Here is a 22805-nt window from a genome sequence, read left to right as displayed (position 1 = left end):
TCCCGATTAGTTCAGGCTGGCTTTCTGAAACAAGGTTTCCCACATCCCCAGCACTAACGACTGGTCGCGCGGAGAGAGTTCGCCGGCCAGAATGGCTTTTTCCAGGCTACGGGATACTTCGGCGTGCACCGCCTGTGGTGAATGGTCGTCTCCGGCTTCCAGCTCGGCAACGGCCAGCGTCAGGTGTCCACGCAGATAACCGCTGGCGAACAGCTCATCGTCACTGGCGTGTTCTACCATGTCATCAATTAACGCCAGAATGCGTGATTCAAATTCTGCGATCATCTTCTTTCCTCTATTAAAGATCTTCCGGCCACGGGAAGCATTCCGCCGTGATCTCCGGCGTGTGGTAATAATTCTGTAAAGCCTTGATCAAGCGCGCCGGACGTTCCGGGATGCCATTCTCAAGATAGTCCATCACCTGCGCGTGAACGCGGCGCTGGAAGACAATACGATCTGGCTCGAAGTCGCCTTCGAGGTTGTCACAGCTGACGTTGAACGGGAATCCTGCCGCCACGCAGAACAACCATTCCAGCGCCTGGGGTTTCACTTCCACATCTTCAAACTGTCCCTGGGTCGCCGCGTCACGTCCGTCCGGGCAGTACCAGTAGCCAAAGTCCACCAGCTCGCGACGCGCTTTTCCGGCAATACACCAGTGCGATATTTCATGCAAACCGCTGGCATAAAAGCCGTGTGCAAAGACGATCCGGTTATACGGAAGCTCAGCATCTGCAGGAAGATAGATCGGTTCGTCGTCGCCTTTAATCAGACGGGTATTAAAATCATCAGCAAAACAGCCGTCGAATATCTCGATCAGCTGTTCATATTTATGCGTACTGTTCATTAGTTCATCCCCAACCAGTGGAGGATCTCCTGTCCGTGGCTGTCATAAAGAAGTTTGGCACTCATGACGGCCGAGACAATGACAATCATCGGACGGATGAGCTGTTGCCCTTTGCTTAATACCAGGCGCGATCCTACCCGTGCGCCCATAAACTGTCCGGCCATCATCACAAAGCCGGTTGCCCAGATCACCTTCCCGCCGATGATAAACAGCAGCAGGCCGCCGAGGTTAGAAGTGGCGTTCAGCACCTTGGCGTGAGCGGTGGATTTGGCGAGGTTAAACCCGGCCAGGGTCACAAAGGCCAGGGCGTAAAACGACCCGGCACCCGGGCCAAAAAAGCCATCATAGAAGCCGACGCAGCCACCCGCGATCAGGGCAAACGGCAGACCGTGCAGGCGGCGCTGGCGATCCTCTTCCCCGAGCTTTGGCATCAGCAAAAAGTAGAGACCAATACAGATGACGAGGATCGGCAAAATCTGGCGCAAGATGTCGGACTGCACATGCTGAACCAGCAGCGCCCCGGAGGTCGACCCGATAAAGGTCATCAGAATATTGAGCTTCTGATCCGCAAGGCTCACCACCTTGCGGCGGATAAAATAGATCGACGCGGAGAGCGACCCACCGCAGGCCTGCAGCTTGTTGGTCGCCAGCGCCTGGGCCGGGCTCATCCCCGCCGCCAGCAGCGCCGGAACGGTCAGTAATCCGCCGCCGCCGGCCAGGGCATCAATAAATCCGGCCAGCATGGCGATAAAAAACAGCGCCACCAGCAACAGCGGCGACACCATAAACAACTCGGTAAATTGGTCCATCACAGGGCATGCTCATCCAGTAGCGCCTGGCAGGAAGGCGGCAACGGCGGCGGTGTCTTCTTCACAGGCTTAGTGGGTCCAGGTTTCGCTGGCTCAAACCAGCTTTGTAATTCCGCGCCGCAGCCATCGCCTGGCGGCGGTAACGGCTGATCTTCACACTCAAGGCTGTTTGCCGGGCAACGCAGACGGACGTGCATATGTGCCCGGTGCTGGAACCACGGCCGCACTTTGCGCAGCCAGTCGCGGTCGGTTCCGGCATCTTCACAGAGCTGCTGCTTGATGGCCGGGTTGACGAAGATGCGCGTCACCTCGTTATCTTCCGCCGCCAGCTTGATCATGCTGGAAACGTCCTGCGACCAGCGCGACGGCACCACACGCTTACCGTCGCTGGCGACCAGATCGAGCGCCTGCGGCTTCAGCAGCTGGGAGGAGGACCAGCGCGTTTTTGGCAACTGGAGGAAGATGTCGACATCCAGCCCGGTCTGATGGCTGGCGTGGCCGCTGTTGAAGCGTCCGCCCGCAGGCATGCCCATATCGCCAATCAGCATCGTGCCCAGCCCCAGGTTATGCACCTGATTACCCAGCCGCTGAATAAATAGCACCAGATCCGGGTGGCCAAAGTAGCGGCGCTGATCGGTGCGCATCACCTGCCAGGTACCGGACTGCAGCGGCAGCGCCTGGGCACCGACGATACAGCCATTGGAAAAGGCGCCAATCGACTGGGCGCTCCCGGCGACCGGGTGAGTGATTTTCTGCCACGGCGTTGCCGCCAGCGAGGCCCCGCTGGCGAGCAGCGCCAGCAGAGCAATTGCGGTTTTTTTCATGGTTACCAGCGTGGAAGAGGAGTCGTCACATCCGCATTCTGCGCGCGCTGGCGCAGGAAGTGATCCATCAGCACGATCGCCAGCATCGCTTCTGCGATCGGCACAGCGCGGATCCCGACACACGGATCGTGACGCCCTTTGGTGATCATCTCGACTTCTTCGCCCGCGCGGTTCAGGGTGCGCCCCGGTACGGTAATGCTGGAGGTCGGTTTCAGCGCGATATGGGTAACAATCTGCTGCCCGCTGCTGATCCCGCCGAGCACGCCGCCCGCGTGGTTGCTCTGGAAGCCCTCTTTCGTAATCTCGTCGCGGTTCTCGCTGCCGCGCAGGGCCACAACGTCAAAACCGTCGCCAATCTCTACCCCTTTCACCGCGTTGATGCTCATCATCGCATGGGCGATATCGGCATCGAGGCGGTCAAAGACCGGCTCACCCCAGCCCGGCGGTACGCCGTCAGCCACCACCGTGACTTTGGCACCGATGGAGTCGCCCTCTTTCTTCAGGCCGCGCATCAGTTCATCCAGCGCCTCCAGCTTTGAGGCATCCGCGCAGAAGAATGGGTTCTGTTCGACCTGATCCCAGTCTTCGATCGCCAGCGGGATATCGCCCATCTGGGTCAGACAGCCGCGGATCACGATGCCAAATTTCTGCGCCAGATATTTTTTAGCGATAGCGCCTGCGGCAACGCGCATGGCGGTTTCACGGGCGGAAGAACGACCGCCGCCGCGATAGTCGCGGAAACCGTATTTTTGCTCGTAGGTGTAATCGGCATGGCCCGGACGGAACACGTCCTTGATGGCGCCGTAGTCCTGCGAACGCTGATCGGTATTCTCAATCAGCAGGCCAATGCTGGTGCCGGTGGTGCGTCCTTCGAAGACGCCTGACAGGATTTTGACTTGATCCGGCTCGCGGCGCTGGGTGGTGTAGCGCGATGTCCCGGGGCGGCGGCGGTCGAGATCGTGTTGTAAATCGGCCTCAGTCAGTTCGATGCCTGGCGGTACGCCATCAACGATGCAACCCAGCGCCAGACCATGCGACTCACCAAAGGTGGTCACGCGGAATAATTGTCCAATACTGTTTCCTGCCATCACGGCTCCGTTTTCGTTGTTCTGTGTTTGAGCTTTCTGTGTTTGCGCAATGTGAAACGGGCCGAAGCCCGTTGGATTAATCTTTGTAGATGCTGAAGTGTTCGCGCGCGGCGAGAAGCTGCGCTTTGGTCAGCATGAAGACGCCGTCGCCACCATTGTCGAACTCGAGCCAGGTGAACGGCACATCCGGATATTGCTCCATCAGATGTACCATGCTGTTACCCACTTCACAAATCAGAATGCCGTCATCGGTCAGATAATCCGGCGCGCAGGCAAGAATGCGGCGGGTCAGCTTCAGGCCGTCAGAGCCGGACGCCAGACCCAGTTCCGGTTCATGACGATATTCGTTCGGCAGGTCGGACATATCTTCTGCGTCAACGTATGGCGGGTTGGTGACGATCAGGTCGTACTGCACTTTCGGCAGATCGCGGAACAGATCGGAACGGATTGGCGTTACGTGATGGATCAGGCCGTGCTCTTCAATATTGTGTTCCGCTACCGCCAGCGCATCAGAGGAGATGTCCACCGCGTCCACTTCCGCATCCGGGAAGGCGTAGGCGCAGGCAATGGCGATGCAGGCGCTGCCGGTACACATATCCAGAATGTGCTCCGGCTGATGGTCAATCAGACCAGCAAACTGGTTGTTGATCAGCTCACCGATCGGCGAGCGCGGCACCAGCACGCGTTCATCGACAAAGAACTCATGTCCGCAGAACCAGGCTTTATTGGTCAGGTAGGCCACCGGGATACGTTCGTTGACGCGGCGGATCACGCGCTCAACGATGCGGTGTTTCTCGCTGGAGGTCAGGCGCGCAGAGCGCATATCTTCCGGAATATCCAGCGGCAGATAGAGGGATGGCAGCACCAGCTGCACCGCCTCGTCCCACGGGTTATCAGTGCCGTGACCGTACCAGATATTGGCCGCGCTGAAACGGCTGACCGCCCAACGCAACATGTCCTGAATGGTTTGCAGCTCATTCACCGCTTCATCGACAAAAATTTTATCCACTATGTTCTCCAGGGCATGCTCGCTAAATTTTCGGCGGCTAGTGTGCCACGAAGACGGCGATAAATCAGCATTGTCGCTAACGCCTTGCGGGTAAAAAATGCGTTTTGCCGTGCGGCGAGTCAGGTACACTGTCGGAAATAAGAGATGAGACGGACCCATGAAAAAGAAAACATCGCTGAGCGAGGAGGATCAAACGCTGTTTCGTCAGCTGATGACCGGCACGCGTAAAATCAAGCAGGACACCATCGTCCACCCTCCGATACGCAAAAAAGTGAGTGAAGTGCCGGTAAAACGGTTAATCCAGGAGCAGGCCGACGCCAGCCACTATTTTTCCGATGAGTTTCAGCCGCTGCTGAACACCGAGGGCGCGGTAAAATATGTGCGCGCGGATGTGAGCCATTTCGAGCTGAAAAAATTACGTCGCGGGGATTATTCGCCGGAGCTGTTTCTCGATCTGCACGGGTTGACCCAGATGCAGGCCAAGCAGGAGCTGGGAGCGTTGATTGCCGCCTGTCGCCGGGAACATCTGTTTTGCGCCTGCGTGATGCACGGTCACGGGAAGCATATTCTGAAGCAGCAAACGCCGCTGTGGCTTGCCCAGCATCCGCACGTAATGGCTTTTCATCAGGCACCCAAAGAGTACGGCGGAGATGCCGCCTTGCTGGTGCTGATTGAAGTTGAAGAGTGGCAACCGCCTGAGCTGCCCTGACAGGCAGGCGGGTGGCTGAGGCTACCCGCCTGGATGTGGTTTACGTCAGATAGCTTTCGCCATCTTCAGATTGCAGGGGCTCATCTGCCAGTTGAACACGCCGACACCCGTTTCATCGAGGGTGACATTGGCAATGGCAGAGGTACTGAACATCGGCGGCGTTTCGCCCGGGCAGAGTTCAGAGACCAGGTAGCCGACTAACGGCAGATGGGAAATCACCAGCGCAGAGGTAACGCCTTCACTGCTCAGGGCCTGAAGATAGGCACTGACCAGACCTACATCGCCACAAGGGGTAAGCTCTTGCAGGATATCGACGCCAGCAGGCAGGTTCATACACTCCCCTACCACGTCCAGTGTCTGTTCAGCACGCAGGAACGGGCTGACGAGGACACGCTCAATATCCACTTTTTGCCCTTTCAGCCAGGTTGCCATTTGACGGGACTCGTCACAGCCGCAAGGCGTCAGAGGACGAACAGAGTCACTGGCAGCATCGAGTGCCGCGTCACCGTGACGCATGATAAAAACTTGCATATTGCACCGCTTTTGTTGACCAGGATCACCGGTGTTAACACCCCGCGTGAACACATCACGAGGTAGAAAACCCGATGGCCGGGCATTGTGCCTGATCCATCCGTTGAATGAAACGCTGTTTTTTACCTCAACGGCGTAAGTATAGTCAATGTCAGTTTATAAATTAGACAGGACCAGACCCTTCAACGGCGGATTTACTCTTATTTGACCTTAATTTACCGGGTCAGTTTCCTTTGCTGGCCAAAATCGCAGCCCCTGATCCGCCATCTGCAATAATGTGTCACACGGTGTAAACCGCGGCCCATATTGCACAGCCAGTCGTTGTAAAATCGCAACAACTTCACCCGCGCCAATGCTATCCATATAGCGGAACGGGCCACCCAGGAAAGGTGGAAAACCAATGCCAAACACCGCGCCAATATCGCCGTCGCGAGCGTTCTTGATCACCCGCTCATCAAAGCAGCGCGCCGCCTCGTTGAGCATCATCATCACACAGCGTTCTGCGCACTGTGTCGCAGACAATTTGCCCTCGCCGGTGGGCTTAATAAGCCCATAGATCGCCGGGTCTACCTGCTTCTTGCTTTTACGCCCTTTTGGATCGTAAAGATAGAAACCGCGTCCATTTTTTCTGCCTTTGCGATCGTCATTCAAAATTGCTGAAACAATGTTTGCAGGGGCGCTAAATCGTTCCCCGTAAGCACTTTCCAGCACAGGTATAATTTTAGTGCCGGTATCGATTCCCACCTCATCCAAAAGTTGGATTGGCCCAACGGGGAAACCAAACTTCACCAGCGCATTATCAATGTGATCAACCTTTTCCCCTTCGATCAGCAGGCGCATGGCTTCGTTGATGTAAGGGGCCAGAATGCGGTTAACGTAGAACCCGGCTTTATCCGCCACCACCACCGGCGTTTTACCCTGCATTTTCGCCAGCTTTACAATTGTGGCAACGGTCTGCGGGCTGGTGCCGACGTGAGGAATCACTTCCACCAGCGGCATTTTTTCGACCGGGCTAAAGTAATGCAGCCCGATCACCTGTTCAGGACGCGCGGCCTGGGCCGCAATATCGCCAATTGGCAGCGATGAGGTGTTAGAGGCAAAGATAGTGTGCGGCGCGCAGTGCGCTTCGACCTCGGCCACCATCTGCTGTTTCAGGGCCAGATCTTCAAATACCGCCTCAATCACCACCTCGCGATGGCGGAATCCGCTGTAGTCCGTGGTACCGGAGATCAGCGCCAGCTGGCGATCGCGCTCACTGGCTTTGATATGGCGGCGTTTGACCTTCTTATCAAGCAGCTGCCAGCTGTATTGCAGGGCGTGGTTGATCCCTTTCGGAGTGATGTCTTTGATCCGCACCGGTAATTTGCCCTTGCTGGCGGTCACGAAGGCGATACCGCCTCCCATCAGCCCGCCACCCAGCACGCCGATGGCCTCAAGCGGTGCAGGCTCCGCCTCGCTGCCGGGATCTTTTTTCACCTCGGTGCTGGCAAAGAAAATGCTGCGCAGCGCCTGCGACTGCGGGGTCATCGCCAGCTCACCAAAGGCTTTAGCTTCTGCGGCATAGCCGCTGCTGCTGCCCTGGGTCAGACCGGTATGGATAACCTCGAGAATGCGTTTTGCCGCCGGGTAATTACCCTGGGTTTTTTGTTCGGTTTTGTTCGCCACCATTCTGAACAGCAGCGTGCGGCCCAGCGGACCTGCCAGCACGCGCTCGCGCACCGGTAAGCGACGCCCGGCCGGTTTGTCTTTCAGCGCCAGCGCAACCGCGGATTCAAGCAAAATCGACGGCGGAACCACCTCATCCACCAGCCCGACCTTCAGGGCCTGACGCGGACGCAGCTGTTTGCCGGTGAGGATCATCTCCAGCGCCGTGCTGACGCCCACCAGCCGCGGCAGACGCTGGGTGCCGCCCGAGCCGGGCAGCAAGCCAAGCTGCACTTCCGGCAGGCCCAGCACCGTTTTGCCGTCGTCGGTACAGATCCGCCCGTGACAGGCCAGCGCCAGCTCCAGACCGCCGCCGAGGCAGGCGCCGTGGATTGCCGCAATCACCGGGATCGGCAGGGCATGAATTTCAGCCATGATCTGCTGCCCCTGACGGGCCAGATCTTCCGCTTCCTGGGCGCTGCTCGCGCGGGCAATCATGTTGATATCGGCCCCGGCAATAAAGTTGTCCGGCTTGGCCGAGATAAATACCAGCCCGCGAAGCGTTTTGTTTTCACGCACCTGCTTGAGGATAGCGCGCACCTGACCGCCAAATTCGGCTTTCAGGGTATTCATCTTTTCGCCTGGCGCATCGATGGTGACTACCGCCACGTTGTCCAGTCGTACATGCAGGGTAAACGCCGTTGTCATCTCCATTATTCCGCCTCCAGAACCATTGCGGCACCCAGACCACCCGCCGCGCAGGCGGTTACCAGGCCAAACCCACCGCCGCGACGGCGTAACTCATGCAGCGTCTGGGTGATCATCCTCGCGCCGGTCGCCGCAAAGGGGTGACCGTAGGCAATGGAGCCGCCCAGCACGTTAAATTTGCTTTCATCGACCTCGCCCGTCGCGTGGGCCCGGCCTAACACATCCCGGGCAAAGCGTTCGCTGGCCAGCAGCTGCAGGTTGGCCAGGGTCTGGGCGGCAAAGGCTTCATGCATGTCGATAAGCGTCAGGTCGGCCATCGTCAGCCCGGCACGCTCCAGCGCCAACGGCGTGGACCAGGCTGGCCCCAGGAGCATGTCCTGCCAGACATCAATGGCGGTAAAGGCATAGCTGCGCAGGTAACCGAGCGGAGTCAGGCCCAGCTCTTTAGCGCGGGATTCGGTCATCAGGATCACCGCCGCCGCACCGTCGGTTAACGGCGTACTGTTGGCGGCGGTCACGGTGCCGTGCTTGCGGTCAAATGCCGGGCGCAGTTTTGCGTAATCCGCCAGCGTTGAGGTGCCGCGGATATTGTTGTCTTCACTGAGCGGCTCGCGGTATGGCGGGGTGTAGGCCGTCATCACCTCTCCCGCCAGCTTGCCTTCGGCCCAGGCCTGAGCGGCGCGCTGATGTGAGCGGTGCGCCAGCGCATCCTGCTGTTCGCGGGTGATGCCGTAGGTCTTCGCCATCTGTTCGGCGGTGTCGCCCATCCGCAGGCCGGTGGAGTACTCGGCGACGGCAGGCGGCACAGGGAGCAGATCGCGCAAGCGCAGGCGCGAGAAAAGCGATAAGCGCTGCCCGATGGTGCGGGCTTTGTTGACGTCCACCAGCACGCGGGCCAGTTTTTTGCTGACGCCTATGGGTAATACGGATGAGGAGTCGGCCCCGCCGGCGATCCCGGCGCGAATGGTGCCTGTTATCAGGCTTTCCGCGACGTTCGCCACCGCCTGAAAGCTGGTGGCGCAGGCACGGCTGACGCTGTAGGCATCGGTATGGACATTCATCCCGGTGCCCAGCACGATTTCACGGGCGATATTGGGCGCTTCCGGCATCTGCACCACCTGGCCAAAGACCAGCTGTTCAATCACCTCGGGCGGTATTTCGCTGCGAGCCAGTAACTCCCCTACGACCATTTTTCCCAGATCGACTGCAGGTATGCCATGAAAAGCCGTCGCCTGACGGGCAAATGGCGTGCGTAATCCACTGACAATGGCAATGCGATCCCCCTGACGGGTGATTAGCGGTAATGCCTGACTCATAACGCTCCCCTGTGAATAACAAATACGCAAAGTGGTCTGACCTGATAACAGTCTTAACCAAATTTTTACATTAGCCAATCGGGGAGAAGAAAAATTGCGAGCGAAGCCACAGAGCTCAAATGAAACGCCCCCATGAATGGAGGCGTTGAAGGGAAATTAACGCAGACCGAGCTGGAAAATCAGGGACTCAGCTTCGCAGCTGAACACGAAGTCGATGTCCAGGCGCACCCCGCCGTCCACTTCGGTGAAGGTGGAAGAGATGTCGCACGGTTCAGACTCCACGCCGCGTGCTTTCGCGGTCAGGGCTGCCAGAGTCTCTTCGGCTTCAGCACGGCTGGCGAAGACACGGCTGTAAGAGGCGGTGCAATCCGTGTTATCCACGATGGTACCCACATCCATACAGCAGCAAACCGGGGTTTCATCAGCACTGCATTTACTCATAGTAGATTTCCTCTGTAGTCGCGCACGGCGCGAAATAGACACAATGCTGATATTTTACGCCCCGCCCGGGAGGGGCTCCAGTCGTTAATGGCGTAAACGCCGGTAAGTGAGCAATATCACACGTAAAAATGATCTAAAACAAAAATCACCCGTTCGGAGTAAGCGAACTGGTCACAATTTTGCCAACCAGATCCCGTTTCGAAAAACATATCAGTAAATATTAATAAACACACTTGCAACATTCCATCTGGTCAGACCTATACTCTCGCCACTGGTCTGATTTCTAAGTGTTACCACAGACCCTACACTTCGCGCTCCTGTTACGGTGTGTAACAAATATTGAATAAAAATAACTCAATGAGGTTATGGTCATGAGCCAGAAAACCCTGTTCAAAAAAACTGCGCTCGCAATCGCAGTGGCAATCGTCTCCACCTCCGCCTGGTCAGCGGGCTTTCAGCTTAACGAGTTCTCCTCCTCAGGGCTGGGCCGCGCCTATTCCGGGGAAGGTGCCATCGCTGATGACGCAGGGAACGCGAGCCGTAACCCGGCGCTGATCACCATGTTCGATCGCCCGACTTTCTCTATCGGTGCCGTCTATATCGATCCTGATGTGAATGTCACGGGTAACTCCGCCTTAACAGGACAAAGTGCAAACCAGGACAACATCGCCCCTACTGCATGGGTGCCTAACGTGCACTTTGTTATGCCAATCAATGATCAGTTTGGTTGGGGTGCGTCTGTTACCTCCAACTACGGTCTGGCAACCGAATTTAACGATAGCTACGGGGCAGGTATCTACGGCGGTAAAACCGATCTGGAAACCCTCAACCTGAACCTGAGCGGGGCTTATCGTCTCGACAGCAACTGGAGCTTTGGCGTGGGCTTTGATGCCGTTTACGCGAGAGCCAAAATTGAGCGTTATGCCGGTTCGCTGGGTCCATTGCTGTCACGTCAGCTGACCGGCCGTGTACCGCCATCCTACCTGAATGGTATTAACGAACCTGACGATCAGATTGCCTACCTGAAAGGCGACGAATGGGGCTTCGGCTGGAACGCCGGTATCCTGTACGAGCTGGATAAAAATAACCGCTGGGGTCTGACCTACCGTTCAGAAGTGAAAATCGACTTCGAGGGCGATTATAAGAGCTCCATCAACCCGGCTCTGAACAGCATCCTGGGCAGTATGGGTCTGCCGTCAGGCACCGGTGGTCGCACCGAGAGTGGTTCTCTGTCGCTGCATCTGCCAGAAATGTGGGAAGTCTCCGGGTATAACCTCGTGGCGCCACAGTGGGCTGTCCACTACAGCCTGACCTACACCAGCTGGAGCCAGTTCCAGGAGCTGAAGGCCACCGGCAGCAACGATCAAACCCTGTTCTATAAAGAAGAAAGCTTTAAGGACGCGTACCGTATTGCGCTGGGTACCACCTACTACTACGACAAAAACTGGACCTTCCGCACCGGTATCGCCTTTGATGACAGCCCGGTTCCGGCCAACAAGCGTTCTATCTCTATTCCGGATCAGGACCGTCTGTGGCTGAGCGCCGGTATGTCCTACGCCTTTAACGATGATGCCTCTATCGACGTTGGCGCATCTTACATGCATGGTCAGAAAGTGAGCTTCACCGAGGGCGAAGGCGCGGCGGCGTATAACTTCACTTCCGAAGGTAAGGCGTGGCTGTTCGGGACCAACTTCAACTACGCGTTCTAATTACGTAGCGATAAAAAAAGGTGAGCCTCGTGCTCACCTTTTCTTTTTTATTCCGCATCAATCTCGGAGAGTTCATTCTCGATCGCTTTTGCGTTCGGGTTATCTTCCGGTTTCAGCTTGCCGCCGTTAGCAATAAAGTCATGGTTCTGGAAGTAAGCTTCACGCACCATGAGGTACGGATCGGAGGACTGACGCAGCAGGCCGTCGGAATCCAGCAGCTGGGCGCGCGTCTCCACCCCTTCCAGCGTCCATTTACCTACCGATAGCGGCCAGGTCAGCCATGACAGCACCGGATAGAGGGTATCCACCGCATCACCACCGTCTTCACGCAGGGTGAAGCTGCCGTAGAACGGTAAATGGACATACGGGCCGTAACCTACATTGTAATGACCCAGGGTACTACCGAAACGGTGGGGCTGCTCGCGTTGCAGCTTCGGATTCGCCATTCCGGCAACATCAATAAAGCCACCCATCCCTAACAGGGTATTCAGGAAGAAGCGGGTGAAGTGGACCATCCCCTGATAGGGATTGCCCTGCAGGAAGTAGTTCGCCATCACCGCAGGCTCTTCAAGGTTGCTGGTGAAGTTGCTCAGCCCGTTACGGGCAGGTTGTGGAACATAGTCACGCCATGCCACCGCAACCGGACGCACCACATAGGGATCCAGCACGTTGTAGTTGAAGTTATACATGGAGCGGTTGAATCCTTCCAAAGGATCGGAGCGCCCCTGTTGCTCGCCAGAACTGGCGCAGCCCATCAGCAACGTGGTGCCCAGCGCAACCACCGACAGCCGAAGTTTCATATCTTTCTCCCTGTTAAGTATGGCTATCACCAAAAGCCATCCGTACTGGCGCTTTCGCGCTCCGTCTGTAAATGTGCAAGTGATTGTATCAGCACGCTTACTGATGTCTACGACCACAAATCGGGGCAATAAAGCACCTTCTTTATGATCTCAGAATAGCCTGGCTTTACGTTTTCGTTAGGCTGGCAATTTTATACGGCCTTAGCCGGGGATGTATCGCGTTTATTGCCATAACAGGAATTTAAGAGCATACCCACGGGCGATGAGATAAAAACCGCTACGCTTATGGGTATCAGTCACATCAGGAGCACCACAATGGACGAACTCAAAGAAGAGAAATTAGACAATCATACTGAAGAGCTGGAAGTTGAAAGCGAGGAGAACCGCCGGGGAAAGAAGATTGAGGTCGATGAGGACCACCTCCCCTCGCGCGCCATGGCGATCCACGAACATATTCGCCAGGACGGTGAAAAAGAGCTGGAACGCGATGCCATGGCTCTGCTGTGGTCGGCCATCGCTGCCGGGTTATCAATGAGCGCCTCTTTTCTGGCCAAAGGGATTTTTCACGTTCAGTTTGAAGGTATTCCCGGCGGGATGGTAGTGGAAAACCTCGGCTATACCTTTGGCTTTATTATCGTGATTATGGCGCGCCAGCAGCTGTTTACCGAGAATACCGTCACCGCAGTACTGCCGGTGATGCAGAGCCCGACATGGGGCAATTTCGGCCTGCTGATGCGCCTGTGGAGCGTGGTGTTATTCGGTAATATTATCGGTACCGGCGTCGCGGCATGGGCGTTTGAATATATGCCGATATTTGACGAGCCCACCCGCGACGCGTTTGTGAAAATCGGCACCGGGGTGATGGAAAACAGCCCTCTCGAAATGTTCTCTAACGCCATCATCTCCGGCTGGATCGTCGCCACCATGGTGTGGATGTTCCCTTCTGCCGGTTCGGCCAAAATCGTGGTTATTATTCTGATGACCTGGCTTATCGCCCTGGCCGATACCACCCATATCGTGGTGGGCACGGTGGAGATTTTATATCTGGTCTTTAACGGCACCATCCACTGGAGCGAGTTCTTCTGGCCCTTCGCGATCCCTACCCTGGCAGGCAATATCTGCGGCGGCACCTTTATTTTTGCCCTGCTGAGCCATGCGCAAATTCGTAACGATATGTCGAATAAGCGCAAAGCCGAGATCAAAGCCAAAGAGCAGGCCCGGCAGGAGGAAGCGGAAGAGAATAAAAAATCGGCCTGAATGGCGACACTTTAAGCAGTCAGGCGGTGGCGAGCTTAACGCCTTGTATAAATGGCGTTATACTCGTGCCGCTTTGTCCCCTTAGTTAAATGGATATAACGAGCCCCTCCTAAGGGCTAGTTGCAGGTTCGATTCCTGCAGGGGACACCATGACCGTTTTTATTAGTAGCAAGTAAACGTCGCAAACCCCGCACTACGCAAGGCCTGAAGCCTATTTCTTTATCCATTCATTTCCAGTAAATAGCACCCTTAGCTACGATCAAAAGTATCTCTTTTGGTTACTCTCGCGCTGTTAGAACTTCGGGAGAGATACTTATGGCTTTAACTAACCTTCAAATCAAAGGCGCACCCCCAAGAGAAACGGATTATACCCTCACGGATGGCTCTGGTTTATTCATGATCATCAAGCCTAACGGCTCAAAGCTTTGGCGTTTTCGCTAACCGGCGCCATCCCTGCGACAGGAAAGCCTTTTCTTACTACTGGTGATGGCTTCATGGTGCGAGTTGGTGCTCTGAACGCGCGTGAGCTTAGGATAGGTGTGAACACATCCAAAGGCGGACGCTATGCCCATGAATGGGGATACGTAAAATGAGCGCCCTCGACAACGTAAAGCACTGGATGAAAACCAATTACGCCGCCGCTTGTGCGGCGTTTTCAATCCCATGCGAAGCAACCAGTAAAGAGCACGAATGTCCGCTCTGCGGTAAGCGTAAATTCCGGGTCCGCATGGCTGGTGCGACAGCCGGAACCTATATTTGCACATGCAGCGTCAAAGGCTGCGGTTTCGGTGTGCTCGACCTGATAGCGCGTAAAGAACTGGGCGCCCCCACAAATGAGAAAGTACCGGGCTCCCTCATTCGCCAAGCCGCTAAGCTGGTGGATGAGCGCATGGGCCTTGGATTCTTCGCAGCGGACGACAGCTACACACCGCCAAGCGCCGAAGAAAGGACAGCAAGAGAGCGGGAACAGAAAGAAGCCCTTGAACAGAGACAGCGTGAATACGCAGAACTGGAGGCGCAGCAGATTGCAGCAGCCGCGCCGCGAGTTCGTGCCGTCCAAGACAAAGCGCAATCATCGGAATGTGAGTACCTCAAGGCTAAAGGCTTTGAAAACTGCGTTCTTCCCGTTACCGCTCGTGGTGATGGTGTATTACGTCTGACGGACATTGATAATCGTGACCGTTCAGTGCAATACCTGCCCGCCCCAAACGCTTTAGACAATGAAGGCCAGCCCCGACACAAAAACTTAATGAAAAACGCGCCAATTTCCGGCGCATTTATCGACGTGCAGCCAAATGACAAAGCAAACATCCTCATCATTACCGAGGGGTACGCCACTGCACGCAGCGTATCGCTTGCGGAGCCATCCGCGCATATTGTTGCAGCCATTAACGCAAACAATCTGCAAAACGTCGCCACGGCCTTTAGGGATCGTTTCCCGGCACTTGAGATTGTTATAGCTGCAGACAATGACTATCACGCGCCTAGCGATGTTGATGCCCATGGTAGACCAAAGCAAAACACCGGGTTGGTGAAAGCCAATGAAGCCGCCAGTGCTGTCAATGGGCTGGTGGTCGCCCCGCTATGCCTGGGAAGAAAGAAACAGGATTGGGATGATGTGCGCATGGAGTTGGGAGCCGAACTGATGACAGAGAAGTTTAAGCGGGAACTGGAGAAGGCCAGAAAAGAAAAAGCCTCCGGGCAAGAGGCTGTATTGGGTACTGCGCAGAAAGTGATGCTAAGCGCCTGGCTGCTGCATTGCGCTCGCTTGGCTCGGAGGTAGTAGTTGACGGTGCTTATATTGACTTCTACCGCAATGCTTATCTGGTAGAGCAGGACTTACCATTTGCCGTCTATGGCTCGGCTCCTGGCTGGCATGAGCATGACGGCAAAAAATTCTACGTTTCTCAAGCGGGGAAAACATATCTGGCTGATAGCGTGCTTTTTGAGTTCGATAGCCCCATTGAAAGCAAATACAGGACCACCCCAACAGGGTCCATTTCAGATTATCGCGAAAATGTTATTGGGTTAACCAAAGGCAACCACGGTCTGACGTTTCAAATACTGCTGGAGCTGGCATCAGTCCTGTTTCCTGTCCGTAACGGCTCAATCAAGGCTGAAGGTATCACGGTCAATGTATATGGGCGCTCAGGCAAAGGTAAAACACTGGCTATGAAGCTCGGCGCAAGCTTATGGGGCGACCCTGACCAGCTCACAGAAAGCGCAAACGCCACATATACAGCGATAATTAATAGCGCGGTGAACTCCAGCGGCTCCGCGATGCGTATCGATGACCTGTCAGCAATGCCTAACCTCCGAGGTGCTGATTTTGAGAACCTTGTTTACTCAATCGCAAACGGCAAAGCTAAAGGCCGCAGCGGACAGGACGGAAAGAACCTGCCTGTAACTTCATTTAGCACCATCTGTCTGATGACCGCCGAAAAGACCATCGCCGACGAACTCTGGCAAAAAGAGAAGCACAGATTTAAAGCTGGTGCTGAAGGTCGTCTAATCGAACAACCATTCATTGAGCCGGAAGACCTCAAAGGAAACAGAGATATAAGGGCGTTCGCCAGCTCTCTTACGTCGGCTATGCTGTCATATAACGGCGTGGCTGGGATTGAATGGCTCAAGCACCTTGCTGAGCTTGGATGGGGTAGGATTCAAGCCGAGCTAAAGAGCTATTCCGAGCGGTTCGAATGCCTGATGTGCGATCTGTACCCGGATGTGATGAATGCCCGAGAGGGTCATAAAGTCAGAGCGCACTCTCTGTATGGAATTATTTATGCTGCCGGGATGATGTCAACGGGTATCACAGGTTACAGCCCGGATGAGATATTTGATGCGGTAAGGGAAAACATGATTAAGGAGATGGCAAGCAACGATGTAGGCCATGCTCGTGATATGGCTGCGGCCATCGAGCTTTGGGATTACCTGACGGGTGCAACTGGTCGCATGGGGGCTATAGCCAGAGAAGGAAACAAAGCTAACCTCCAGCGAGGTGGTGATGAGTCAGCGGGATGGCTCGATATGGTTGAATCTGGCAACGGTGATGAATGTCGCCCGGTGTTCTACCTCAACAAGCGCCAACTCAACAACGCCGCAAAGGAAGCCTGCGGGATGTCTGGTGGAGACATGTTGTCGATACTCACAAAATACGGCTACCACGAAATACCGCTAGACGCTCGTGGCGAAAGGGACGGAACAGTACAGCGCCGCGTAAGAAGCGGGTCGGCGACAACTAATGTGAGGGTGATAAAAATTTCCGCGCCAGAGGAGATAGGTGAGATTTAACCACCTATCGTTTCAGCGGGCTCCCCCTAACAACCTCACCTCTATAAAACCCCAAAAGCAAAAACCAAGCCCTAACGGAATAGGGCTTAATTTTCGTTCACAGCCACACTATCTTTTACCTCACTACAACTTTTTTATTTTTTATGCTCACTTTGCATACAAACCGATGTGGGTCGTAGTTCATTTAATATTCAAATGTCTGCATGACAAGCATTTTGTCTGCATGATGTCTGCAAAAAATAGTCATAACCACTTGTTATACATGAATATAAACAACCTTGCAGACATGCAGACAATGCAGACATGTGTTTTCTCGCGTATGAGGAAATTAGAATGCGCCGCGCCGTGCGTTTTTAATACAGCGTCACGTCATTACGTGTACGTATATAGGTATTTTTGGTTGTCTGTATTGTCTACATGTCTGCACGAGGAATTGCGTGACCTTCAAAAGATCTCCCTGGAAATCATTTCATGCAGACAAATTCCCCCTCCATGCAGACAAAACAGCTCCTGTGCAGACAAATTGCTTACTGCCTCAGCGTGTTGCCGCCCTTTTCCGTCCCCGCCAGTGAGTTAATGCATATTTGTGGCGTTGAGTTCTGGCGCTGTACTCGGGGTTGGGGTGGGTATGCCGATTTTTTACTTAGCATTTATTCTCACAATAATTATTAACAACTAGGTCAGCATGTCGGCTTTCTAAACATGGAAAATAAAATGAGAAATCAATTACTGGTGATACTTACTGTGATCACACTGACCGGGTGTACAGTTTCGCGTGATAACGCACAGCATATGGATGGACGAACAGCCTATGGATGCGCTACTTCGGGTGGTGTTACAGTCTTAGGAGTATGGAATCTTTACGACATAGATAATTTCTGTAGGGAGCGCGTAGCGCAATTGGAGCGTTCCGGGCAAATACTGGATGTGGATAAAGACGCCGCCATGAACGATGTCTATGGACAATAAACCCCAGACAAACACCCGCCTACCTCGGCGGGTTTTTGTTATCTGCCGTCCCAAATAATAAAAACCATTCCCCTCAAGCTAACGAGCAATCACATTTAGGGATGCGGATTGCATTAGGGTCGCCCATTCATATACTCATGCTGCTTTTTTGCTTCTTTTCTCTTCTGGTCAATAAGTTCGGCCAAATCTTGAAGATGTACTAGCCGTGGTGATTTTTGACTAGTTCCGAGCCTAAAGGTAGGTAACGGCAATTGCCCCAAAGCCGCCTTATCCTCCGCCGTCCTGGGTTTGAGCCCCAGATACTTTTCGCAAATTTCCGCTAGAGGAACTGTAGGCGTTTCGTATTCAGCCATGAGCAAAAATATTGTATTCATATTGCCTCGCACTTTGGGCTTGTTGAAGTTCACAAAGGTACTCCTTTACGAACAGCACTAAAAGCCACCCATCGAGTGTTCATAAAGATTGTTTTGTGTATTTACGAACTATACAATTTACGAACTAACTTTTTGAACACGGATACCCTACCGATGGCACTTATCACCTACCTTCGAGTTTCAACAAACGACCAAAGCATAGATAACCAGCGCCGCCAGATTCAGGAAGCCGGGTATCAGGTAGAGCAGGACTTCGAATTTTATGATGAGGGTGTTAGCGGTGCAGTTCCCGCCAAAAAGCGCCCCGCTCTGAATGAAGCAATCAAAACGGCTCGTAAGGGTGACGTATTTGTTGTGGTTGCAATTGACCGACTTGGCCGCGATGCCGTTGACGTTCTGACCACAGTTAAAGCTCTCGAATCTAAAGGCGTGAAAGTTGTCAGCCTTCGGGAAGGATTCGACCTCAGCACGCCTGCCGGGAAAATGATGCTTCATATGATGGCGGGTTTTGCTGAGATGGAAAAAAACCTTATCGCAGAGCGTCGCACTGCGGGTATCACGCGGGCAAGAGCCGAGGGGGTGCATATGGGTCGCCCTAAATATAAATATGGCGAACTGATTGCAGCTATGTGGTCTGATGGAATGAGCTACCCTCAAATTGTTGCATCACTGGCAGCGAAGAACATAAAAGCTGGCAAAACCACGATCTACCGTTTTAAGAATTGATCGCCTTCTTTCCGTTACCGCAAGAATTGCCCAATGAATTTATCAATGACACCAAGCATTAGTGACACCAGTGATGCCCAAACTACAACAAATCGTATTGCGAAGCTTAGTGCCGCCTTTAAAGAACTAAGAGAACATCAGGAGCCAATGACGTACGTTAAGCCCGACTTTGCCCCCTCGCTAACGAATGCTCTTGGTATTCGTGCCCTAGCCATTAAAAAACTCTACAGTAAGCAATCAACTGAAGTGTTAACCCAATATCTATTGGGGCTTGGCTATGTCAGAGGACTCGTTATCAGTGCGCGTAATGTGCTTAATACTAATGGAAAGAAAAAATACGAGTCATGGGTCAACAATGCAGTAGAAACGCTGCAAGAGCGGTTTAATGGTCTTAAACCATACTATCTGGACATTCTTACAAAGATGATGTCTATACCTTTTCGTAGAAGCGCCGAAAAGGACAGAAGAGAGATTTCAAATACACTTTGTCGGATTGCTGATCTGATCAAGCAGTATCGCTATCAGGGTGAGGATCAGCGTTACCGAGAGTATGCACATACTATTGTGCGAGGCATTGAGACTGACGAACTACCGCCAATGATCGCAGGATTAATCATCATGGAAGTCACTGAGCTGGTGGATGTAGCAATAGTTACTAATGTGCTTACATATGATGAACCTGGACTGACACATGAAGAACTTTGGCGGCACCATGATCCTGAAGGATATGCTGAAGTATACCCTGACAGTCGAATCCCTATTGACGCTAGCCCGGTTGAAAAACTTAACATTTATCCGTCACAATTTGGTATTGCACAGCAATCCATCTGGTGGGGACTGGATGATGATGTTGATAGCTTTATCACTGCTCTTGCTGGTGGGCTTCTCTATACATACAAAGAGATTCCGCCTCAAACCCATTCAATTGATAGTGCCTGTAGATAGCTTTTAAGTGAAATTTATGTTTGAACTGCCTATAAATGATTGAGTGCAAGAAAAGCTAATGTAGCCCGTAAAAAAGCTTTAAGAACAATCCCAATTCTGTTAAAACAATGTCGTGGGATAAACACCTCACTTGATGAAAAGGGAAGCGTTAAAGCAAAAAGACCTGTCCTTATCTCTAGGACGACCGAAAGGTCTTTCTGGGTGCACTCTGGCGAGCCATGCGAAAGCTAGACCACGGAGTACAGTACACAGTTGGAAAAAGTTAGTGAAGGTAGGGTGGACTTTATACTTTTGTGTTGCTTCCTTCGGATTCAACTGCCCTTCCTGGCCGCGAGGACGCTAACTTTTATCTAAGAAGGATCACATGCCGAAGGATTTCTCATTTAAAGATACTTTTACTCCCATTCAAAAAAAGGAAAGTTTAATTGCACTCCTTGGGATTAAAGATGTCGAAAAATTCAACAATCTCGTTAGGGATGGTGTTGAAAGATCATATTATGTTAAACCTCCGATAAAAAAGAAGAATGGTGGTGAAAGAATAGTTTACGCACCAAATCGGATGTTAAAAACAATCTTACGCAAAATAAACAATAAAATATTCAATCAAATAAACTACCCTAACTATTTATACGGTTCAATACCTGATAAAGAAAATCCACGTGATTATATCTTGTGTGCACAGCAACATTGTAAAGCTAAAATCCTCATAAAAATAGATATTGAAAATTTTTTTCCTACGATGAAAGCGAAATTCGTTTTCAAGCTATTTAAAGAAGTTTTCAAATTTTCAGATGAGGTCTCTGATATTCTAACAAAACTAACAACCTATGATGGTTTTGTTCCACAAGGAGCACCTACAAGCACCTATTTAGCAAATCTTTACTTTCATGATTGCGAGCCTAATAAGGTAAGTTACCTTCGGAGTCTTGGCTTTAGATATACTCGCTTAATCGATGACATCACTATATCGCGTCTTGAGAAAGAGGGTGATTGGAAATTTGTAGAAGGAATTATTTCAGATTTCATCAAGCAGAAAGAATTAACTATTAATGATAAAAAAACTAAACTTCTTTCAACTCATTCAACTCAATCATTTAAAGTGCATGGTCTATGCATAGAAGAATCATCACCAAGATTTACCAAGAATGAAAGGCTTGTTATAAAAACACAAGTTAACAGAATTGTAAAAACAGGCTATGGGAATGATAAAATTCGAATGGACAAAAATTATCATAATTCCTATTTTTCTGTAAAAGGTAAAACAACCAAATTAAAAAGGGTTAATTGCCCAGATTATCCTGTTTTAAAAAAACTGCTTTCGAGGCATTGCGACCCTCTTCCTGAACATAAAGAAATAAAAAGAATTAATAGAGTAATTTCTAACTTATCAAAGGATTATGCTGTATGTGGCAATACTGAAAGATATTTGAGAAGATATTTCCAAGTCATATTTCGCATTGAGATCTTGAAAAAACTTTACCCAGTAGAGGCAAATGAATTTAAGCTTCGCTTAAAATTAATAAGTCCAATTAAAAATGAAAATTAAATCCATACTTGCAAGTTCCTTTTCCTTCACTCTTCTTACATTAATTATTATAGCTTTCATTTCATTAATCGTTTTGGCTGTAATCAGTTTTCTCGATATCATTAGCAATCGAGACTTAGTTATTTGCTTGACTGAAAAATGTATTGTTTCTGCTGGAAAAATATTTGAAACACCCATTTCAATTTTAAAACAATCACTGATTTTTATCCCTGTTTTTGTGTTTTTCATCGGTTTATATAATTACCAACTAGCAATAAAAAATACTAAAAACAACAATATGTTGAACAAAGAACGGGATTTTTATTCGTATTTAAAAGAACATCACAATGAAGAAGAGCATCTGATAGAGGCATTAAATAAAAAAAAGCTATTCAATTCTCTTTTTGATGATGAATTGAAATTTAACACGAAAGCAAAAGAAAAAATAGAGTCTTATTTTAAACTCAAAAATTCACAAGGAAAAATAAACTTACTACCTGAAGAAAAAAAGGAAAAATATAAGGATAGCATTCTTGTTATAGCTATTACCTTCGGTTTTAAAGTAGATGATGAAATAGAACTCGAAAGAATGGATGAAGTTATTAATTCAATTTGCTTTTTAATGATCGAGATAATTGAAGTATGGTTTGGCATCATAATTGAGGAAAATGAGACAAATTAACAAGAAATGAGAAACGCGTAGCAGTCCTAGATTATAAAGTTGTTTTTATAATCTTACCGGGAGCTGACAATATTGCCAATTTGTCATAGCTTTACCTTTTAGGTTACATATCGACCACTTAGTAGTTGCTAAGAACCTGAGTACTTTTGCCAATCATACTAGATAATTTATCTCTTAAAGGATCTCCCCTTAAAATAAATTACAAAAATAAATATAAAAATCAGTCATTTAAGATTAAATTAGATTCCTGCAGGGGACATTCTCCCGTCTTCCGTTCCCCAATAGCACCCATACACACAACGTCCCACATCGCTGTGCTGTACTCTCGCGCCGTTAAAACGAATTCGCACCTCAGAAAAACAACGGAGAAAGCACATGAAAAAAATCCTGATCGTTCTGGCCTTAATCGCTCCTTGCTCTGCCTTTGCCGGGGTTATCTTTCACCCGGTTGAGCGCGCTGCGGTAGTGGCAAACTCCGCGCATCCGGTCGCTGCCGCGACGGTGACCGCGCAGGCAAGAAACCACCGCGCCGCCAGAGTGGATGCCGTTAACTGCAACGATGGTCGCTGCGTACAGCACGGTAACGTGGTTCGCTAAGACG

The 22805-nt window shown here is 51.7% G+C and carries 23 protein-coding genes and 1 tRNA gene; 12 read left to right on the top strand and 12 right to left on the bottom strand.

All coding sequences use genetic code 11. The features are described 5' to 3' along the window. Positions 1–6: 6 nt before the first annotated feature. The 6 genes from LG383_RS03625 to prmB all read right to left on the bottom strand — a co-directional run bounded on the left by LG383_RS03625 (position 7) and on the right by prmB (position 4574). The gene (locus LG383_RS03625) at positions 7–285 is read right to left on the bottom strand and encodes a YfcL family protein (protein ID WP_106994715.1); all 279 of its coding nucleotides are present in this window, start codon (positions 283–285) and stop codon (positions 7–9) included. A gap of 13 nt (positions 286–298) precedes the next feature. Further along, positions 299–844 (bottom strand): elongation factor P hydroxylase, encoded by a 546-nt coding sequence (locus LG383_RS03620; RefSeq protein ID WP_106994714.1) that lies wholly within the window; start codon positions 842–844, stop codon positions 299–301. Next, a complete protein-coding gene (locus LG383_RS03615; protein ID WP_106994713.1) occupies positions 844–1653 on the bottom strand; it encodes a sulfite exporter TauE/SafE family protein in 810 nt (269 codons plus the stop codon). The genes LG383_RS03620 and LG383_RS03615 overlap by 1 nt, the downstream gene beginning before the upstream one ends. After that, entirely contained in the window at positions 1653–2477 is an 825-nt protein-coding gene (gene mepA / locus LG383_RS03610) for a penicillin-insensitive murein endopeptidase (protein ID WP_225758339.1), read from the bottom strand. The genes LG383_RS03615 and mepA overlap by 1 nt, the downstream gene beginning before the upstream one ends. A 2-nt stretch (positions 2478–2479) precedes the next feature. Beyond that, positions 2480–3565: a chorismate synthase gene (gene aroC, locus LG383_RS03605; protein WP_106994711.1), complete on the bottom strand. Its 1086-nt coding sequence runs from the start codon at positions 3563–3565 to the stop codon at positions 2480–2482. A gap of 76 nt (positions 3566–3641) precedes the next feature. After that, positions 3642–4574: a 50S ribosomal protein L3 N(5)-glutamine methyltransferase gene (prmB, locus tag LG383_RS03600; protein WP_106994710.1), complete on the bottom strand. Its 933-nt coding sequence runs from the start codon at positions 4572–4574 to the stop codon at positions 3642–3644. A 157-nt stretch (positions 4575–4731) separates the two neighbouring features. Between prmB and smrB the strand changes: the two genes are divergently transcribed. Then, positions 4732–5283 (top strand): endonuclease SmrB, encoded by a 552-nt coding sequence (gene smrB / locus LG383_RS03595; RefSeq protein WP_106994709.1) that lies wholly within the window; start codon positions 4732–4734, stop codon positions 5281–5283. Between the two features lie 45 nt (positions 5284–5328). Here the strand turns inward: smrB and sixA are convergent, their stop codons facing one another. The 4 genes from sixA to LG383_RS03575 form a co-directional block, all read right to left on the bottom strand. Then, on the bottom strand, positions 5329–5814 hold the full coding sequence (sixA, locus tag LG383_RS03590; RefSeq protein WP_106994737.1) for a phosphohistidine phosphatase SixA: 486 nt from the start codon (positions 5812–5814) through the stop codon (positions 5329–5331). Positions 5815–6024: 210 nt separating this feature from the next. Then, positions 6025–8172, bottom strand: coding sequence for a fatty acid oxidation complex subunit alpha FadJ (gene fadJ, locus LG383_RS03585; protein WP_225758338.1), 2148 nt, complete (start codon positions 8170–8172; stop codon positions 6025–6027). After that, entirely contained in the window at positions 8172–9482 is a 1311-nt protein-coding gene (gene fadI / locus LG383_RS03580) for an acetyl-CoA C-acyltransferase FadI (RefSeq protein WP_225758337.1), read from the bottom strand. Before fadI ends, fadJ begins: the two co-directional genes overlap by 1 nt. 156 nt (positions 9483–9638) lie before the next feature. Next, entirely contained in the window at positions 9639–9923 is a 285-nt protein-coding gene (locus LG383_RS03575) for a YfcZ/YiiS family protein (protein WP_106994706.1), read from the bottom strand. Positions 9924–10294: 371 nt separating this feature from the next. Here LG383_RS03575 and fadL point away from each other — a divergent pair, with 371 nt between their 5' ends. Then, complete coding sequence (fadL, locus tag LG383_RS03570) at positions 10295–11632, top strand: long-chain fatty acid transporter FadL (RefSeq protein WP_106994705.1); 1338 nt, start codon at positions 10295–10297, stop codon at positions 11630–11632. Positions 11633–11679: 47 nt separating this feature from the next. Here fadL and mlaA read toward each other — a convergent pair whose 3' ends face one another. Next, positions 11680–12432 carry a phospholipid-binding lipoprotein MlaA gene (mlaA, locus tag LG383_RS03565; RefSeq protein WP_106994704.1) on the bottom strand — a complete coding sequence of 251 codons (753 nt, stop codon included), beginning with the start codon at positions 12430–12432 and terminating at the stop codon, positions 11680–11682. 315 nt (positions 12433–12747) lie between these two features. Between mlaA and LG383_RS03560 the strand changes: the two genes are divergently transcribed. The 5 genes from LG383_RS03560 to LG383_RS03545 all read left to right on the top strand — a co-directional run bounded on the left by LG383_RS03560 (position 12748) and on the right by LG383_RS03545 (position 16983). Next, positions 12748–13689 carry a formate/nitrite transporter family protein gene (locus tag LG383_RS03560; protein WP_225758336.1) on the top strand — a complete coding sequence of 314 codons (942 nt, stop codon included), beginning with the start codon at positions 12748–12750 and terminating at the stop codon, positions 13687–13689. Between the two features lie 75 nt (positions 13690–13764). Next, positions 13765–13839 (top strand) — tRNA-Arg (locus tag LG383_RS03555). A 165-nt stretch (positions 13840–14004) separates the two neighbouring features. Continuing rightward, positions 14005–14130, top strand: a complete 126-nt coding sequence (locus LG383_RS22990) for an integrase arm-type DNA-binding domain-containing protein (RefSeq protein ID WP_370635125.1) — start codon at positions 14005–14007, stop codon at positions 14128–14130. A gap of 148 nt (positions 14131–14278) precedes the next feature. Continuing rightward, positions 14279–15472, top strand: coding sequence for a toprim domain-containing protein (locus tag LG383_RS03550; RefSeq protein WP_225758335.1), 1194 nt, complete (start codon positions 14279–14281; stop codon positions 15470–15472). Then, positions 15448–16983: a DUF927 domain-containing protein gene (locus LG383_RS03545; protein WP_225758334.1), complete on the top strand. Its 1536-nt coding sequence runs from the start codon at positions 15448–15450 to the stop codon at positions 16981–16983. The genes LG383_RS03550 and LG383_RS03545 overlap by 25 nt, the downstream gene beginning before the upstream one ends. Positions 16984–18065: 1082 nt before the next feature. Here the strand turns inward: LG383_RS03545 and LG383_RS03540 are convergent. Continuing rightward, positions 18066–18326 (bottom strand): pyocin activator PrtN family protein, encoded by a 261-nt coding sequence (locus LG383_RS03540; protein WP_225759503.1) that lies wholly within the window; start codon positions 18324–18326, stop codon positions 18066–18068. A 153-nt stretch (positions 18327–18479) separates the two neighbouring features. Here LG383_RS03540 and LG383_RS03535 point away from each other — a divergent pair, with 153 nt between their 5' ends. The 5 genes from LG383_RS03535 to LG383_RS03515 all read left to right on the top strand — a co-directional run bounded on the left by LG383_RS03535 (position 18480) and on the right by LG383_RS03515 (position 22801). Further along, entirely contained in the window at positions 18480–19052 is a 573-nt protein-coding gene (locus LG383_RS03535; protein ID WP_225758333.1) for a recombinase family protein, read from the top strand. A gap of 33 nt (positions 19053–19085) precedes the next feature. After that, complete coding sequence (locus LG383_RS03530) at positions 19086–19997, top strand: hypothetical protein (RefSeq protein WP_225758332.1); 912 nt, start codon at positions 19086–19088, stop codon at positions 19995–19997. A 364-nt stretch (positions 19998–20361) separates the two neighbouring features. Further along, positions 20362–21543 carry a reverse transcriptase family protein gene (locus LG383_RS03525; protein WP_225758331.1) on the top strand — a complete coding sequence of 394 codons (1182 nt, stop codon included), beginning with the start codon at positions 20362–20364 and terminating at the stop codon, positions 21541–21543. Next, on the top strand, positions 21533–22204 hold the full coding sequence (locus LG383_RS03520; RefSeq protein ID WP_225758330.1) for a retron Ec48 family effector membrane protein: 672 nt from the start codon (positions 21533–21535) through the stop codon (positions 22202–22204). Before LG383_RS03525 ends, LG383_RS03520 begins: the two co-directional genes overlap by 11 nt. Before the next feature lie 375 nt (positions 22205–22579). Continuing rightward, positions 22580–22801: a hypothetical protein gene (locus tag LG383_RS03515; RefSeq protein WP_106994702.1), complete on the top strand. Its 222-nt coding sequence runs from the start codon at positions 22580–22582 to the stop codon at positions 22799–22801. Positions 22802–22805 lie beyond the last annotated feature (4 nt).

The sequence above is a fragment of the Leclercia sp. Marseille-Q4284 genome, from assembly GCF_916618945.1.
Lineage (GTDB): Bacteria > Pseudomonadota > Gammaproteobacteria > Enterobacterales > Enterobacteriaceae > Enterobacter > Enterobacter tamurae.
This window is presented reverse-complemented; position numbering and strand designations above follow the sequence as displayed.

What these genes read in the sequence shown, in the direction of transcription:
- LG383_RS03515 (WP_106994702.1), top strand. Translation starts at nt 22,580, where the DNA reads ATGAAAAAAATCCTGATCGTTCTGGCCTTAATCGCTCCTTGCTCTGCC.
- LG383_RS03540 (WP_225759503.1), bottom strand. Translation starts at nt 18,326, where the DNA reads ATGAATACAATATTTTTGCTCATGGCTGAATACGAAACGCCTACAGTT.
- mlaA (WP_106994704.1), bottom strand. Translation starts at nt 12,432, where the DNA reads ATGAAACTTCGGCTGTCGGTGGTTGCGCTGGGCACCACGTTGCTGATG.
- LG383_RS03615 (WP_106994713.1), bottom strand. Translation starts at nt 1,653, where the DNA reads ATGGACCAATTTACCGAGTTGTTTATGGTGTCGCCGCTGTTGCTGGTG.
- LG383_RS03535 (WP_225758333.1), top strand. Translation starts at nt 18,480, where the DNA reads ATGGCACTTATCACCTACCTTCGAGTTTCAACAAACGACCAAAGCATA.
- fadJ (WP_225758338.1), bottom strand. Translation starts at nt 8,172, where the DNA reads ATGGAGATGACAACGGCGTTTACCCTGCATGTACGACTGGACAACGTG.
- sixA (WP_106994737.1), bottom strand. Translation starts at nt 5,814, where the DNA reads ATGCAAGTTTTTATCATGCGTCACGGTGACGCGGCACTCGATGCTGCC.
- smrB (WP_106994709.1), top strand. Translation starts at nt 4,732, where the DNA reads ATGAAAAAGAAAACATCGCTGAGCGAGGAGGATCAAACGCTGTTTCGT.
- aroC (WP_106994711.1), bottom strand. Translation starts at nt 3,565, where the DNA reads ATGGCAGGAAACAGTATTGGACAATTATTCCGCGTGACCACCTTTGGT.
- LG383_RS22990 (WP_370635125.1), top strand. Translation starts at nt 14,005, where the DNA reads ATGGCTTTAACTAACCTTCAAATCAAAGGCGCACCCCCAAGAGAAACG.
- fadI (WP_225758337.1), bottom strand. Translation starts at nt 9,482, where the DNA reads ATGAGTCAGGCATTACCGCTAATCACCCGTCAGGGGGATCGCATTGCC.
- mepA (WP_225758339.1), bottom strand. Translation starts at nt 2,477, where the DNA reads ATGAAAAAAACCGCAATTGCTCTGCTGGCGCTGCTCGCCAGCGGGGCC.
- LG383_RS03530 (WP_225758332.1), top strand. Translation starts at nt 19,086, where the DNA reads ATGAATTTATCAATGACACCAAGCATTAGTGACACCAGTGATGCCCAA.
- LG383_RS03620 (WP_106994714.1), bottom strand. Translation starts at nt 844, where the DNA reads ATGAACAGTACGCATAAATATGAACAGCTGATCGAGATATTCGACGGC.
- LG383_RS03575 (WP_106994706.1), bottom strand. Translation starts at nt 9,923, where the DNA reads ATGAGTAAATGCAGTGCTGATGAAACCCCGGTTTGCTGCTGTATGGAT.
- LG383_RS03520 (WP_225758330.1), top strand. Translation starts at nt 21,533, where the DNA reads ATGAAAATTAAATCCATACTTGCAAGTTCCTTTTCCTTCACTCTTCTT.
- fadL (WP_106994705.1), top strand. Translation starts at nt 10,295, where the DNA reads ATGAGCCAGAAAACCCTGTTCAAAAAAACTGCGCTCGCAATCGCAGTG.
- LG383_RS03550 (WP_225758335.1), top strand. Translation starts at nt 14,279, where the DNA reads ATGAGCGCCCTCGACAACGTAAAGCACTGGATGAAAACCAATTACGCC.
- LG383_RS03525 (WP_225758331.1), top strand. Translation starts at nt 20,362, where the DNA reads ATGCCGAAGGATTTCTCATTTAAAGATACTTTTACTCCCATTCAAAAA.
- LG383_RS03625 (WP_106994715.1), bottom strand. Translation starts at nt 285, where the DNA reads ATGATCGCAGAATTTGAATCACGCATTCTGGCGTTAATTGATGACATG.
- LG383_RS03560 (WP_225758336.1), top strand. Translation starts at nt 12,748, where the DNA reads ATGGACGAACTCAAAGAAGAGAAATTAGACAATCATACTGAAGAGCTG.